Below are 16,284 nucleotides of genomic sequence, written 5' to 3'. Positions count from 1 at the left end.
ATTTTTAATAGTGTCTTTTCTTTAATTTCTCTCTTTCAATATCAAAATTAGGGTTTTCTGTCATCATTTGAGCATCAACTGAGGTTCTCCAAGCTTTTAATTTTTTTAATAATAAAGCAGCTTTCTTTGGCTTTGAACTTGCAAGATTTGTAGTTTCGTTTATATCTTTTTTAAGATTATACAGTTCCAAACTCCCATCTTCGTAAAACTCAATTAACTTCCAATTCCCATCTCTAATTGCACCATATGGATTTGTTCTATGATAATGTGGATAATGCCAAAACAGTTCTTTTCTTTTAATTCTTTTTGAAGTTCCTGTCAATAACGATTTAATACTAACTCCATCTAAATGCTGTTTTGGTTTTTGTTCAATTCCAGCTAAATCCAATAAAGTTGGATAAAAATCTGTTCCTATAACCATTTCATCGCAAGTTGAACCTCCCTTAATATTTTTAGGCCATTTTATAACAAAAGGCTCTCTAGTTCCTCCTTCGTGAGAAAACCCTTTGTATGCCTTTAATCCTCCTGTAGTTTCATCATAATTACCGCCATTATCTCCAGTTAAAACAACTATGGTATTATCAGCAATTCCCAATTCATCCAGTTTAACAAGTATACGTCCAACACTATTATCTAGTTTTTCAACCATACCTGCCCTCTTTGGATCTAAATATTGATTCTTTGTGTTTTTAAATGTCTTTGCTTTTTCCTTATACTTCTCAATCAATTCAGGCGGAGACATTACTGGACCGTGAATTGTGTAATAAGAAAAATACAATAAAAAAGGATTTTTCTTATTTACCGTATCTATAATTTGAATTGCAGCATCCGTTAATTTATCTGTCAAGAAATCTCCCTTTTCTCCATCATCAAGATTAGGCATTTCAAAAGGAGAAAAGTATTTACCTCTTCCCTTTGGCTGCCCCCATTCTCTTCCTCCAATGTTAATATCAAAACCGTGATCAGTAGGATAATGCTCTTCAAAATCATCTTGTCCAATAGGCATTAAATGCCATTTTCCTAAAAAAGCCGTTGAATAACCGGCTTCTTTCAAAGCTTCTGGCAGCAACACTTCTTTATGTTCTAATCTCATATTCCAATCTGGAACGGTTAATTTGGCATATGGCCTTTTATGGCCATCAATCCAATCAGTTAATTTTAAACGTGCTGGATATTTCCCTGTTAATATTGCCGCTCTGCTTGGTGAACACACAGTACAAGCAGCGTAACCGTTTGTAAATAGCATTCCTTCATTGGCCAGTTTATCAATATTTGGAGTTTCATTAAATTCTGCACCGTAACAGCCAAAATCTCCCCAACCTACATCATCAACTAATAAGAAAACTATATTCGGTTTACTATTTTGAGCAATAATTATTGTTGGAATTAACAATAACAACTGTAAAAATTTCTTCATTTATTTTAGTTTTGAATTAAAATATCACTTTTCTTTAAAACCTTTCCATTTGCTTTAAGATTTCTACCATAATGATTTTTAACATGGTTCAATATTACAGGTACACGCTTATCTTCAGCATTGGTTTTAATTGAAATGTTTTGCAAATTTAAACCATGTAAATGTCTTGCGTAAATACCATAAGCTGGTAAACCTTCAACAACATAAAATTCTGGCCAACGCTTCATATTATCTAAAGTATATTCTTTAACATCTAATTTTTTTGCATCTTCAATAGTGCCACCTCCTGAAACAATAAAATCTACATTTGAAATTGAAATATCTTCAATTTCGTGTCCTGGAATTCCAGTTAAGAAAAAAGCTGAATGTTTATCTCCTTTTGAATTATCTACAATAATATTATCGAATTTCATATTATGCATTCGTTTTAAAGGCTCATACTCTCCATCAGGAGTTTCAACACAGGCAATTTGCTGGCAGAAAGTCATAAATATAGGTCTTGGAACATTTTCCATAACCAAATTACTAAACGTCATATGACTCATATTTCCACCTTCATTTTGCTGAATTTTCAACCCAGAATCTTGTATATCTCTAAATGTGCAGTTAGAAACCGTAACATACGCAATATCTCCTCTAGACAATAATCCAATTCTAATACCACCCCATTTTGTGGTAAAATTACAATTGGTAATAGTTACATTTCTACACGGTTTCTCTGGAAGTGAAGTTTGCAAACAAATACAATCATCACTATTATCAAAGTTTGAATTACTTACTCTTACATTTTGACAACCATCAAAATCTAATCCATCTCCATTAAAATTAGCTCTACTAATAATTGTAATTCCATCTACGGTAATATTGTTACAATACAAAAATGCCGAAGTCCAAGCAGCAGGATTTATTAAATGAATATCACGCAATGAAATATTAGAACAATCTTTTAAACGTATTAACATTGGACGCATAATTTTAGCCTTTCTAGGGAAATTCTTATAATGCCCGTTACCATCAATTGTTCCGTGACCTTCAAAAGCTATTGAAGTTGCATTTTCAGCATAAATTAAACAAGCGTTTTTTGAAATCTCTCCTTTGTACATATTTTTATGTACACCTTCTAGCGGATAATCATTTTGATTGGTACTTCCTTGCAGCACAGTTCCATTATCCACGTGCAAAGTAACATTGCTTTTCATAAAAATGGTTCCAATAACATAAATTCCTCCACCGTCAATCATAACAGTTCCACCTCCATTTTTGTTACAATCGTCAATTGCTTTTTGAACTGCAATAGTATTTATCGTTTTCCCATCATTTATAGCTCCATAGGCAGCAATATTATATTCTTTTGCAACTACTGATACTATTGTAAGAAGAGTTAATAGTAGTGTTAATTTTAGTTTGTTCATTTTTTCTGATTTTACTGTTTTGGGAAATATCTCATTGAAGAATACCTTTTATAGGTATCAAATATTTCTTTATTTGGACCAACAATTCTTGTGTCGTTAGTTCTTTTCAATTCAGTTAACAATTCTTTTTTTAGGCTATTTTCAATTTTTTTATTTGCTGAAGTTCCTGATAGGTTTTTTAAACATGCGGCATCCTCTTCAATATTATACAACTCAAATTCTGGTCTTTTATCCGTTGCCAAATCAAAATAATAACCATAATCTTTAGAGTCTTTGTTTTTTATAAGGAATGATTTTGAAGGCGAACCATCTATATCTGCATACACATTATCAACTAAATCGCCTTCTTTTTTACCTTTTTTAAACATTTTAGCATCTCCTGCAGGCCAACGTTCAGGCTTCATATTCCAAATTAATAAGTAATCACCCTTTCTTATGCTTCGCTGAGGATAACCCATATTTTCATTTCGTGCTGAAGTATGCCTTTCTCTTCCTGAAAAAACTGCTTTTTTATCACTAACTTCTTTTTTTCCTTTTAACACCTTCAACAAACTTTTCCCCGTTATTGGTTGCATTTTTGAAGCTTTAACTTGTGCAATCTCCAAAATTGTTGGTGCTAATTCAACAAAACCAACTGGCTGACTTATTCTTTTATTTTTTGAAAACTCTTTAGGGTAACGAATTGCTAAAGGTACGTGCACTCCATAATCGTAACAATTGGCTTTGGCTCTTGGAAACGGCATTCCATTATCAGCAGTAACAATAACTACTGTATTTTCGAGTTCCCCAATTTCTTCTAAATAGGTTAGCATTTTAGTTAAATGTAAATCGAACCATTCAATTTCAACCGCATAATCTAGCATATCGCCTCTAATAACATCTGTATCAGGAAAAAATGCAGGAACCTCAACATCTTTTAACTGCTTGTTAGTTCTTTTCCAAGAGTCTTTTTCATAACCTCTATGCGCCTCGTGACCTCCATACCAAAAGAAAAAAGGCTTATCTTCTTTTGAATTCTCCATAAAATATTTGAAATTTTCGAAGTAATTTTTATCACTAATTTTATTGGTAAATCTTTCATCGTTAGATTCATTGTAAACAATTTTACTATGATACGGACCAGCAGCATTTTCTTTTCTCCACAACGAATCTTTTTCACTTAACGCATATCTAAAAGGCGATACACCTTTACCTGCCACACCTACAGCATACCCATTGTTTTTTAATTCATCTGTAAATGGCACATATTTTTTCATCCAAGAAGACCCGTGCTGACCAGATTGTTCGTTTTGCCAAGGATGTCTTCCTGTTACAATTGAACTTCTTGAAGGTGCGCAACCTGGCGAACCTGCATAACAGTTTTCAAAATAAATTCCTTCTTTAGCAATTCTATCAAAAGAAGGTGTATTCACAAATTTACTACCAGCAAAACTTGTATGCGGATAAGAAACATCATCGCAAATTGCAAATAGAATGTTTGGTCTTTTTACATTTCTTTGAGCGGTTACTAATCCTGCAACCATAAAAAATAGTACTATAACAATCTTAATCTTATTCATTAGTTAACTTTAATAGATTATCCACTTTTGTTCCTTCTGGAACTTTCTTAACATTTAAAAGTTCTCTTGCTTTTAAAACTTTATCTCCTGTTTCTTTTTGCCATTGAAACAATATATGCTGATACTTTAAGGTTTTCTCTTTGTAAGCAGAATTTAAGGCTAAGTTTACAGTTTCTTCAGTATCGTTATTTAAATTGTATAATTCAACTGCATAATTTTTTGAAGGCTCAAAATAGGCTCGCTGCAATTCATTTAAACTATCTTTTTTGTACAATTCTAGCATACTTTTAAAAGTAAGTGTTCGTTTTGCATACCCATTCCCTCTAAATGACAACTCTGGAAAAAAGTGATGAATATACTGATATTCTTTTGAAATTACTGCTCTTGAACAATCAAAAAAATTGTTCATACCATCTCGTGTTGCAAAAATGTACTTTCTATTTTTCGGTTTATCACTTAATAAATCTAAACCCTCCATTGTTTTAGGAATTTCAATTCCTGCAGCATTTAAAAAGGTTGGAGCAATATCAATTATACTAGCAAGTTCTTCATTTATTTCTGAAGATTTAATTTTGTTTGGCCATTTAATAATCATAGGAATATGAATTCCTGATGTCCACAAACTTTGTTTGTGTCGCTGTAACGTAGCTCCGTGATCTGACATTAAAATTACCAACGTATTGTTTGCGTAACCAGATTTTTCCAATGCCTTCAAAAATTTGCCAACTTCAAAATCCACATGAGAAACAGCATCTAAACTTGAAGCCAAAACCCTACGAACTTCACCTGTATCTGAATAATGAGGTGGAATTTTAATTTTAGTTGAATCAACTTCAATTCCTCTTTCTTTTGCCCATTTTCTACCAGGAACAAATCCGTGTTTTTTACCTGTTTCAATATTGGCATATGCAAAAAATGGTTGATTTCTTTCCTTTGAATTCCATTTTCCTCCCTTAAAATAAGTTTCAATATTTTCTGGATCTATAGTTTGAAGATATTTAAAAACCTCTTTACCACTTTCTCTATTATTTTCTGGTTTGCCTCTATCAAAATTTAAATCGGTTTTAGCAGTAGCACCGTACAATTTTTGATACATTAAATCTCCTTTACTTCTAAAATTCACTGTAAAATATCCTGCATTATCCATCAACTCTGTAAGAATTGAATAACCATCTGGCAATTTATCGATGTATGAACTTCTGTGATGTGGCGCTCCAATTGTTGAAGCGTAACAACCAGTAAATAAAGTTGTATGGCTAGGACTACATACTGTTGCCGCAGAATAAGCTCTTGTAAATAACATTCCTTCTGAAGCTAATTTATCTATGTTTGGAGTTGTAACTAAGGTATTTCCATAACACCCAAAATCTGGATCTAAATCGTCTAAAAAAAGGATTAAGATATTTGGTCTTTCTTCTTTTATTGATTTTTCTTGAGTTGAATTACACCCAATCAACAAAATAGAAAACAGTACTAAAAAAATTGACTTCATTTTCATTATATTTTAATTTAATTCACTTCTAATGAAGTTGTTCTTGGTCTAATTCCTCGCAGTATTTCTATGCTTTTTATTTTTTGAAGTTCTCCTTTTAACTGGCTGATATGGTTCTTTACCTGTTCCGGGTAATTCTTCTGGATTTATAGCTATTTCTTCAATTTGCTTTTCCAATTCCTTTTCAAGTTTTGAAATCGCTTTTTTATATTTTGATTTACCTGCAACATTAAATAATTGATTAGGGTCTTTTTTTCTGTCAAAAAGTTCTTCAGGATGATCTTTAATTTTTAAATAGGTATATCTTTTGGTTCTTATTCCATAATGAAATGGAGTTGACCAATAATTATAAAATTGTGAAGTTCTCCAATCTTTTGGTGTTTTTTCACCTTTTAACATGGGCAATAAACTTTTTCCTTGCATAGATTCTGGAATATCAACACCTGCCAAATCTAACAAAGTTGGAGCTATATCTACATTCATACACAAATCTGTATTTATAGATTTTGGTTTTATCATTTTTGGATACCTAATTAAAAAAGGCATTCGCATTGAAGTTTCTAATATTAACCTTTTATCATACAATCCGTGTTGTCCAAGCCAATAACCTTGATCTGAAGTATAAATTACAACCGTATTTTCTGCTATTCCTTCCGTATCTAAATAATCTAACACACGTTTTAAATTATCATCATTTCCACTTATACAGCGAATGTATTTATGAATTTGATGTTGGTAAGCAACACGTATTTTATCTTTATCACTATTCGGATTATGTTTACCCATAGCATCTGGTGCTTTATCATCTTTGTGTCTGGCATAATACCCAACGTCATCTATTCCATACAACATATGAAACTTACTTGCTTTAACAAACTCCTTTTTTAAATTTGAATTGCTATTTCTAATATCTTCATATAATGTTGGCGGCTCTGGAATAGCAACATTTTCTAACAAATGATCATATCTTTCTGCGTGTCCGTAATCGTGGTGCGGCGCTTTAAACTGCAAACTCAATAAAAAAGGTTTTTTCTTATCTCTATCTTTCAACCAATCCAGAGCTATATCAGTATAAACATCGGTTGAATAACCTTCTTTTTTCCAAGTTCCTTCTGTGCCTTTAAATGTTGGATTGAAATATTTACCCTGTCCTTTTACAGTCATATGTTTTTCGTAACCTTTAGGATTTGAATCTAAATGCCATTTACCAACCAACCAAGTTTGATACCCTGCTTTGCTCAGTAAATCTGGATATTGTGGCGAAGATTTTTTAATTCCGCCTCCAAGATAAACTACTCCATTTTTATGACTGTATTGTCCTGTTAAAATTGACGCTCTACTTGGTGAACAAATAGAATTATTACAGGCAAAATTATCAAATCGCATTCCTTCATTAAACAACCGATCTATAGTTGGTGTTTTTGCAAAATCCTTTAAATAAGAATTATATGCTGAAATTGCTTCAAAAGCGTGATCATCAACCAATACAACTACTATATTTGGTTTTGTGTTTTGAGCTGAAAGAAATTGATTAAAAAACGCAAGAAAACAAACAATTAAAATTCTTTTACCCATAGTATTTTAATTTGTTTTTGGAAAAATTGTCATTCTTAAATATGTAGCTCCCAAAGGCACTAATTCTAATGTTTCAGTTTTATTATCTAACTCTAATTCATTAGGAAAAGAAGGTGCATGTTTTGTACCATCAATTTTCCAATTATTAACTTTTTTTGCTAAAACTTTTATCTTTACTGGTGTGTTTTCTAAATCCCAAGGGTATTGATTTTCACTTATTGTTGCTTTAGTAAAATTAGCTTCGCTACCATTTTTTATATCTAATGCATAACTCCAATTAGAAGTTGGATACATTAATTTGTTTGGAAAGTTTACCAGTTTTGGATCTCCAATATAAGGGAACATAATTTCCTTTTTATTAACAGGAAGTGAATACACCAAAGGACCTCTTTCAACTGCAAATCCTTCATTTTTTTCTCCCCAAGTAGTTAACTTCAATTCCATTGGAAGTTTAAGTGTTATTTTGTCATTGTCAGCAAATTTTCGTTCAATTTGAACCATTCCTTTTTTAATAACAAACTTTTTTAATTGTTTGCCATTCACTAATATCTCTGGGTTATTACACCATTCAGGAATTCTCATTCTAAAAGCAAACTTATTTTTTTGCTTCATATTAAAGGTAAACGAAATAGCTTCATCAAACGGATAATTTGTTTCTTGCTTTATTTTTATCTCTGCTTTATTTTGGTTGAAACTAAATTCTGAAGCACCATACAATGCCGCCGTTACACCTGAATTATCTGAATTTTGCAACCACATTCTACTTACATAAACAGGCATCATTCGTTGAATATTTCCAGTACAACATTCTGTATCATGTCCTGTCCTATAACACATTCGACCTGTAGCCATTCCACCCCAATCTAAATGTATATTAAACTGACTTGTTTCTTCTGCAGCAACTGGTTGATTGGGCGCTGAATAATATTGATGTGCTTTAAAATTTTTATCCAACGATCCTAAACCTGCATTAAAAATTGCTCTTTCAATAATATCTCCCCAATGTCCATCATTAGTCGCCATAAACATATATCCTGCACTCCAAGAAAGGTCTACAATATCGCAAGTTTCGTGAGCCATATTAACGGCTTTACCACCTAAATGTTCTACAGAACTTTGACAACCATCTACCAACATATGGTGTTTCTCCAATTTATGTAGAGCATTTAATGATGCATCTAAATATTTTTGATTACCTGTGTACAAGTATAAAATTGCCGGGATTTTCACTTGCTCAACAAAACCAACTCCGTGTCCTGAAGGTGCTTTATCAGAAAGCATTCTATCTAACAATTTCGAAGGCAAATTAACTCCCTTTTTTTCATTTCCATATTCTCCACCCAAACTTGTTCCTTTGTTTGAATGAAAACTATTAATTGCTAATTCAAGTAGTTTGTTATTGTTGGTTTTGCTGTAGAGCCACAAAATCTGTTCAATATTCAACAATACTCTTCCTTCATTAAATAAACGTGGTGTTTTCAAGAAATTATCTGTCATTTTAGATAAAATCTCTTTATTTTTTGTAACCTCGTACTCTGCCATTAATGCCCTAAAATAAACCACTCTCGCCCAACCATCTGCTTTTGGTTGTCCAAGTACGCCGCTTTCATCTATATTGTTAAATGTATATTCAAAATTTTGTTTGGCATAATTTATCAAAGCAGTATCGTTTATTAAATAACCGCATCTTAAAGTACCATCAATATAATAAGCTGTTTGTTCATAAGGCCACCAATCTTTTCCAGCGTGCCCTACAGGAATATTAATATCTTCCATCCACATATTGGTATTGAAAGGGTATCCTGAAACTGTTGGGCTTCCCCCTAAACCATTAGCTTGTCTTTGTAAAAATTCTTTTATCCATCCTTCAGGTTTTATTGAAGTTAAAGCAGCTTCTTTACTTTTTCCAAAATATTGTTGAGCGTTTATACTAAACACAGTTAACAACAATAAAATAATGCTTGTTATATTTTTCATTTTGTAGCGTTAATTAATAATAATCCCAAAAATCAACAGGGTAATTATTGTGTTCTTTATAATCGTTTAGTTCAATTGCTTTTGCTCTCATTTCTTTTCTCATAGAAGCTAAAAGCTCCTTATATTCAGGTAAAAATGCCAAATTAGTCGTTTCCCAAGGGTCTTTTTTAAAATTGAAAAGCAAGGTTGTTTTAGTACCAGAAACAAATGTTGCATTCGTTTTTTTATCACTGTCTGGTGCTCTTACAAATTCTATTAATTTATATTCACCTTTTCTAAACGCTCTTTGGTGTTGTCTGTACGCGTGATACGTATAATTTCTCACCTGTTTTTTTTCACCATTTATAACTGGTAATAAACTTTTACCAGTTACTGAATTAGGAATTTCAATATTAGCAATATCGCAAACTGTTGGATAAATATCGTGTATATAACTAAAGGCATCATATCTTTTTCCTTTGCCTTTAATTTTTCCTGAAATAATAAAAGGAACGTGAATTCCATCTTCATCATATACATTTTGTTTTCCTAACAATCCGTGATTTCCAACACCTAATCCGCTATCTCCAGATAAAACAATAATAGTGTTTTCATATTGTCCTGTTTTTTTTAGCGTTTTAATTACTCTTCCTATTTGAGCATCTAAATGTGTAATTATTGCATAATAATCTGATAAATGTTTACGGGCAATTTCTGGAGTTCTTGGCCACGTATCCAAAGCTTCGTCTCTAATTGTCATATGCCCATTATCAAAAGGATGTTGTGGCATATATGAAGGTAATAACTCCATTTTATCTTCAGGATACATATCCTTATATTTTTTTGGAGCTTGTCTAGGATCGTGTGGAGCGTGAAAAGCCAAGTACATAAAAAATGGTTTTTCTTTATTATTTTCTGAAATAAAATCTATTGCTTCATCAGCATATATTTCAGAAGTATGAGGCCCATTATGCTCGTTATTTATTGGCCCTCTTACTTCACTTTTATCAACTGCTCTTTTTACAATATTTCCTTTTTTATCGTACACAAAAATATAAGCTTCATCTTTTTTATATTTTCCATCTGCTCGCCAATCCCATAAAGGCATTCTATAATGATCTGTTAAATAAATTCCTCTACTCATTACTGAACCTCCACTTGTAAACATTCTACCCAAAGATTGATTGTCTTGATGCCATTTACCTACAAAATGTGCATTATAACCTTCAGATTGAAATGTTTCTCCTATAGTTTTATGTTCTTTTGGTATAACACGTCCTATACCTTTTAAATTGAATAAATTTCTACCTGTTAATAATTGAGCTCTACTTGGCATACACGTTCCGCCATTGTATGCTCCCATTAAGTACGTGTTTGTAAAAATGATTCCTTCTTTAGCTAAAGCATCAATATTTGGAGTTTTTACTGCTTCGCCTGCCAGTTCATGAATACCAGAATACCTATGGTCATCTGTATAAATTAAAAGCACATTTGGTTTATCTGGTTTTTTTTGAGCTTTTATTTGAAATACCGATAAAACGGCTAACACACAAATAATTACAATTCTATTCATTCTATTTTATTTTTTGATTATAACTTCTTTATTTACAATGTTTCCATCTACATCGTGATGTAGAAATTCTATGATTGGAGTATTTTTATCTCTGTAAACTTTCACGGAAATAAATCCTCCATTAACTCTTAAAAACTTATGATTTTCTCTTTTATCATCTTGACTCCAACCTTGCGCATGACAATCGCTTGTTGGTCCAGCGCTAAATTCTTTTAACCCTGTTTTTTTATCTTCAGAAACATATTGCCAATGTCTATCACCTATAACAACTTGCATATCGTTATCAGCTAAATATTTACGAAGCCAATCACCTTCTGTTTTGAAAGCTAAGTTTGCGTGGTTATCATTTTTTCCTTTTTCTCTATCTGGTCCAACAACGGGAGTTGCAGAAATTAATACTTTGAATGTAGCATTAGATTTTTCAACAGTTTCTTTAAACCATTTTATTTGTTCTTTACCTAAAATTGTTTTATCAGGACTATCTGGTAAGTGATTTGGAGAACGATATTCTCTTCCTTCAACAAGCCAAATTTGCAAATCTTTCCCCCATCTAAAAGTTCTGTATGGTTTACCTTTCAATGGAACTTGCTCATACCAAATATCTAATCCATCTTCATAAGTTATTTCACCGAAAGGAGGCATTCCTGGGTAAGAATCATTACTTAATAAATCGTGATCATCTTTTTGTATATATAAAGGAACTTCAGAATAAAAATCTACAGAAGCTGGCCAAGCATTTATTGCGTGCCATTTATACCTAGCTTGCTCAATGGTTAAAGCCATTGGCCCTGGTTTATCGTAATAGACAAAATCACCTGTTTGACAATGAAATAAAGGGTTCAATTTTCTCATAGCATCGTATATTTTGAAGCCCCGTTCTTTATCGTCATAATCCCAAAAATATTGGCAAGTTGAAGATGTAAATGTTACTGGAATAATATCTTTTGCTGAAGGCGAAGTTGTAAAACTTCCTTTAATTGAGGTTGAAGGTTTTAGAGGTTTTTCAACCCCTTTTTTTGCTCTTCCTCTAAATTTTCTCCCTAATAATTCAACAGCATATTTTGTGTTTGATTTTAAACCTTCAATCTTTTTATTGAACGTATAATCATTTAACGACGATACAAATTCCCAATCTGTTTCTAAGTTATGACCTATACTTTTAAGAATTATTTTTACTTCTCCAAAAGTTCCTGCAACTTCTCCGTCCATTTCACTCACTGGCATTTTTGCATTATATTTTTTTGGAGCTCTATAAGGAGCAGGTCTCCTTTCGTGTTTAATTGGGTTTGGCTTTTCCGAAGCACATAATCTTGTCCATATTATAGCTGAGGATTCAGTAACCTCTCCAATTTTTATTCCAGTTGTAAAAAAAACATTTTCTTGAGCCCGACAAAAACTATCAACAAAAAGAATTAAAAAAATTATAAAAATTTTGAAACCTTTAGTTTTCATTACGAACTAGTTTACATTAATTTTAACAACTTCTTTTCTTTCATCTTTTCCTCTAAGGGTGAAAGAAATATTGTTGGTTTTTAAATTTTCGATATGTCTTGCATACAATCCGTAAGCTGGTGTTGCTCCTAATTTGGTAAACTCAGGATATTGAATTTCATTTTCTGGAACTACAATTTTAGCATCTTCTAAAGTTCCTCCTCCTGGCAAATCAACCTTGACATTATCAATAGTAATTTTTCCTAATTTATGATTTGGTGTCCCTGAAAAATAAAAACCTGTTGGTGGATTCATTCTTAAGTCTGCAGTATCTGTAACTTTAGCTGTAATATTTCTAATTACTACGTTATTAATGCTTCCTACCGGTTTTCTTTCAGCATTTCTATAAACTAAACGACGCTCACATAAACGGATAAAGATTGGCATCTCAACATTTTCCATAGTAATATTTTCTATTAAAATATTATCTACATTGGCTCCATCGGCACTTAAAATTTTAATACCTCCACCTTTTGTATCGTGAACAAAACAATCTCTAACAGTAATATTTTTAAAATCACCCATAGATTCTGTTCCAAATTTTATGGCTCCCCAATGGCTTTTTAATTTACAATCGTAAACTTCAATATCTGTAGTTGGTTTTGGACTTGTAGATTTAAAGCAAATAGCATCATCTCCAGAATCTATAGTTGCATTTCTAATTACACCATTTGTACTAGAATCTATATCAATAGCGTCATTGTTTTTATTTGCATGACTATGAATACTAATTCCATTAACTTCAAAATTATTACATTCTAAAAAGTGCAATGTCCAAGCGGCAGGCTGACGTAAATGAATATCAACTAATTTTACATTTTTTGAACGAACCATACGAACCAAAAAAGGTCGGTTTGAAGTTCTAATTGTACTGCTAACGTATTTATTGGTTTTTGAAATTAATCCAGTTAAATCTGGTTTAGCCAACGTTATCCCTAATTTTTTAACTGTCTTTTTAATATTTGCAGGCGTAAACATTTCTCCTTGACCGTTAATGGTTCCTTTACCTGTAATTGAAGCATTTTCAATATCTATTGCTCCAATAAAACATTGCCCTCTATATTGCCCTGTAGCGTCAATAAATGGTTCAACTGCTGGATAATCATTAGGATTGATACTTCCCAATAAAGTAGCTCCTTCTGCCACTTTAAGGTTTACATTACTTTTCAATAAAATTGTTCCAGATAAATAAGTTCCTTCAGTTATTAAAACTGTTCCTCCACCTGCTTTGTTACATTCATCAATTGCTTTTTGAATGGGATTGGTATTAATAGTTGTTTTATCTGCAACTGCTCCATAATCTCTAACATCCCAAACAGTTTTAGTAGAACAAGACACAAATAATATAATTAACGAAACGGCTAATAAATACGCTTTAATTTTTCTCATGATTCTTTTTTCTATTGTAAATTATAATTAACACTCTTAAATATATATACAAATAAAAGAACTACTAGATTAAAAACTAGGTAAATAAAAGGGTTAAAAAAAGGGTTAAATAGCTGTAAAACACATATGTTTTAGAACTAAAACATACATTCTTCAAAAGTTAAAGGAAATTCTTGAACTAGCATCACTTTGTAATTAGCCGCAAATGATTTAAAGCAATTTAATGCCAATTGCTTTTCATTTAAACCTACTAAAGCTGTTATTTTATACTTTAATGCCAATTCAGATAAAGGGTCAATGCTTAGCAATAAACTAGCACTTTTTCTAAGAGTTTCCCAATCTTCAACATCTAAATTTCCAGCACAAATATCTTTTGTTTTTTGAATATGTTGCTCATTAAGTTGAGAAATTACAGTATCGAAATTTGCAATTTTTAAAGACTTGCATAATTGTAAATTTTTAAATGGGTAGGCAATTACTTTTTCATTGGAAGCTTCATTATAAAAAACAGCATCTATAAATAATTGTTCATCTAAATTAAATTTCCACTTTTTATCTTCATAATTTAAGGTTATGCCATTAAACTCCTTTAAAATTTTACGAAGCCTATGCATATTTGCACCTCTATTATTTTTTTGTTGCGAAACAGTATCGGTTTCCCATAAAACATCTGAAAGTTCAGCCGAACCAATATGTCTCTTAACAACTCTTGGAAACAGTAAAATTAAACTGAATAATCGTACTAATGTTGGTGTAAATTCGTGTGAAATATCATTACCATTTTTGTCGAAGGCTCTAAAAACATCAAACAAATAAATAGCGTTTTTCTGCGGAAATTGCAGAGTTACAACAGCTTTTTTCACTCTAACTTTTTGTTGTTTTCTTTTTTTTAAAATTAAATATACAAGTACAAAAACTATTACTAGTAAAAATATTGTTATTAGATATACTGTTGTATTATTCTTCTTTTTATACAGCAATTTATCTGCTTCTAACTTTCCTTCAAAAACCGATTTAATTTCTTTTGGTGAAAGCACTTTATTCCAAATAGCAAATTGACTCATTTGCCCCTTAAAAGTATCACCCCAAAGACTTTTACCAATTTCTAAATAATCCTCTTTCCCTGTATTTCCTCCAATAGTTTTACTATCTACAAGTTTGCCATTTATAAAAAAATTAACTCTATGATTATAATTTACTGTAACCGCCAAATGCAACCAGTTTGTAATATCTTCTTTTGGTTGTGTACTAACAGTTTTAAACATCATAGGTACACTAAACCATAAGCTTTGAGTATTGGGTTTATAACGAAAAGAAAAATCTTTATTACCAGCAATTCCCATAACTCCCTCTTGCTTAACTGGATTTATCCAAGCGGAAATGGTGAGCTGTTTATCAAACTTTAAATTTTTAATTTTTAAAAGTGAAGTTTCTTTGTTAAAATTAGCGACAATTCCTTTTTCAGAATCATTTACAAAGTCAATATCCCTTACAAGTTCAATATCTTTTGATTCTAAAGATTGATCTTCAAAATTACCCTGCAAAGGCAAATATGCTTGTAATTTGTGATAAAGATTTGTTTGAAAAGATGAAGTTTCGAAATCATTTTTAAATTCTTTGGAAGTCAATGTTCTGTTCCAAATTTTTAAACGGTCTATACTTCCTTCAGCCTTTACGCCATACCTATCATTTCCTATAATTATTTTTGAAGCTTCTTGTTTCCACCAATTAGAAGAAATGGTTTCCTTTAAAACTGGTTCGCCATTAAAATAAATAGTTAGTTCTCCTTTTTTAGACAAGGTAAAACCCAAATGTTGCCAAACATTATTACTCAGTAAACTTTCTGTATTTATATCTGCTCTATGAAAGTGATTGAATTGAATTTGTCGGTTAGACAAATAACGAAAATAAAAAACACCATCTTCACCAATTAAAGTACCTGAATGCACATCTAATTGTTTAGGCAAAAACCAAAAACTAACCGATATATCTTTACTTCGTTTATTTGATTGTATTGTAAAACAACTATCAGCTTCCACCAAAAAATCAGCTACTCTACCTCTTACAGCATCATTACTATTTGGCTTTAAATTACTTTCTACTCGACTACTTTGCGTAAATAAGTCTTCAGAAAAGAAAGGTGCATCTTCTGAATTTTGAGCATGCAACGTTACCGTTAGTATTGAAACAAAAAATAAAAGTGTTGCTAATCTCATTTAATTACAATCTGTAATTTGTTTTATTGAATTGATAAAAATAACTCTTTTCCTTCAATTTAAAATATAATATACTTCAAATATAAAACATCTTAAAGCTACACCATAGTACAAATGTTTTTGAAAATAGCTTAAATGACCTAAATTAATGTGGTTATTATCTAAAGGATATTTGATTGACTGCCCACTTCAAATTTCAACATA

At 31.4% G+C, this 16,284-nt stretch carries 10 protein-coding genes; all 10 read right to left on the bottom strand.

The window, feature by feature from the left end; translation table 11 throughout:
• Positions 1-4: 4 nt before the first annotated feature.
• Entirely contained in the window at positions 5-1,417 is a 1,413-nt protein-coding gene (locus Q0776_RS14585) for a sulfatase (protein ID WP_298369773.1), read from the bottom strand.
• A 5-nt stretch (positions 1,418-1,422) separates the two neighbouring features.
• Complete coding sequence (locus Q0776_RS14580) at positions 1,423-2,829, bottom strand: glycosyl hydrolase family 28 protein (RefSeq protein ID WP_298369771.1); 1,407 nt, start codon at positions 2,827-2,829, stop codon at positions 1,423-1,425.
• 11 nt (positions 2,830-2,840) lie between these two features.
• The gene (locus tag Q0776_RS14575) at positions 2,841-4,388 is read right to left on the bottom strand and encodes a sulfatase (RefSeq protein WP_298369769.1); all 1,548 of its coding nucleotides are present in this window, start codon (positions 4,386-4,388) and stop codon (positions 2,841-2,843) included.
• Positions 4,381-5,880: a sulfatase gene (locus Q0776_RS14570; RefSeq protein WP_298369767.1), complete on the bottom strand. Its 1,500-nt coding sequence runs from the start codon at positions 5,878-5,880 to the stop codon at positions 4,381-4,383. The genes Q0776_RS14575 and Q0776_RS14570 overlap by 8 nt, the downstream gene beginning before the upstream one ends.
• A 48-nt stretch (positions 5,881-5,928) precedes the next feature.
• Complete coding sequence (locus Q0776_RS14565) at positions 5,929-7,455, bottom strand: sulfatase (RefSeq protein ID WP_298369765.1); 1,527 nt, start codon at positions 7,453-7,455, stop codon at positions 5,929-5,931.
• Between the two features lie 6 nt (positions 7,456-7,461).
• Entirely contained in the window at positions 7,462-9,432 is a 1,971-nt protein-coding gene (locus Q0776_RS14560) for a beta-L-arabinofuranosidase domain-containing protein (protein WP_298369764.1), read from the bottom strand.
• 13 nt (positions 9,433-9,445) lie between these two features.
• On the bottom strand, positions 9,446-10,984 hold the full coding sequence (locus Q0776_RS14555; RefSeq protein WP_298369762.1) for a sulfatase-like hydrolase/transferase: 1,539 nt from the start codon (positions 10,982-10,984) through the stop codon (positions 9,446-9,448).
• Between the two features lie 6 nt (positions 10,985-10,990).
• Complete coding sequence (locus tag Q0776_RS14550) at positions 10,991-12,436, bottom strand: alkaline phosphatase D family protein (RefSeq protein WP_298369759.1); 1,446 nt, start codon at positions 12,434-12,436, stop codon at positions 10,991-10,993.
• 6 nt (positions 12,437-12,442) lie between these two features.
• Entirely contained in the window at positions 12,443-13,864 is a 1,422-nt protein-coding gene (locus tag Q0776_RS14545) for a glycoside hydrolase family 28 protein (RefSeq protein ID WP_298369757.1), read from the bottom strand.
• Positions 13,865-14,001: 137 nt separating this feature from the next.
• On the bottom strand, positions 14,002-16,080 hold the full coding sequence (locus Q0776_RS14540; protein WP_298369754.1) for a LamG domain-containing protein: 2,079 nt from the start codon (positions 16,078-16,080) through the stop codon (positions 14,002-14,004).
• Positions 16,081-16,284 lie beyond the last annotated feature (204 nt).

It is taken from the genome of uncultured Lutibacter sp. (assembly GCF_947495725.1).
Taxonomy (GTDB): domain Bacteria; phylum Bacteroidota; class Bacteroidia; order Flavobacteriales; family Flavobacteriaceae; genus Lutibacter.
This window is presented reverse-complemented; position numbering and strand designations above follow the sequence as displayed.

Coding starts and splice junctions, on each gene's coding strand:
- Q0776_RS14585 (WP_298369773.1), bottom strand. CDS start 1,417: ATGAAGAAATTTTTACAGTTGTTATTGTTAATTCCAACAATAATTATT.
- Q0776_RS14580 (WP_298369771.1), bottom strand. CDS start 2,829: ATGAACAAACTAAAATTAACACTACTATTAACTCTTCTTACAATAGTA.
- Q0776_RS14575 (WP_298369769.1), bottom strand. CDS start 4,388: ATGAATAAGATTAAGATTGTTATAGTACTATTTTTTATGGTTGCAGGA.
- Q0776_RS14570 (WP_298369767.1), bottom strand. CDS start 5,880: ATGAAGTCAATTTTTTTAGTACTGTTTTCTATTTTGTTGATTGGGTGT.
- Q0776_RS14565 (WP_298369765.1), bottom strand. CDS start 7,455: ATGGGTAAAAGAATTTTAATTGTTTGTTTTCTTGCGTTTTTTAATCAA.
- Q0776_RS14560 (WP_298369764.1), bottom strand. CDS start 9,432: ATGAAAAATATAACAAGCATTATTTTATTGTTGTTAACTGTGTTTAGT.
- Q0776_RS14555 (WP_298369762.1), bottom strand. CDS start 10,984: ATGAATAGAATTGTAATTATTTGTGTGTTAGCCGTTTTATCGGTATTT.
- Q0776_RS14550 (WP_298369759.1), bottom strand. CDS start 12,436: ATGAAAACTAAAGGTTTCAAAATTTTTATAATTTTTTTAATTCTTTTT.
- Q0776_RS14545 (WP_298369757.1), bottom strand. CDS start 13,864: ATGAGAAAAATTAAAGCGTATTTATTAGCCGTTTCGTTAATTATATTA.
- Q0776_RS14540 (WP_298369754.1), bottom strand. CDS start 16,080: ATGAGATTAGCAACACTTTTATTTTTTGTTTCAATACTAACGGTAACG.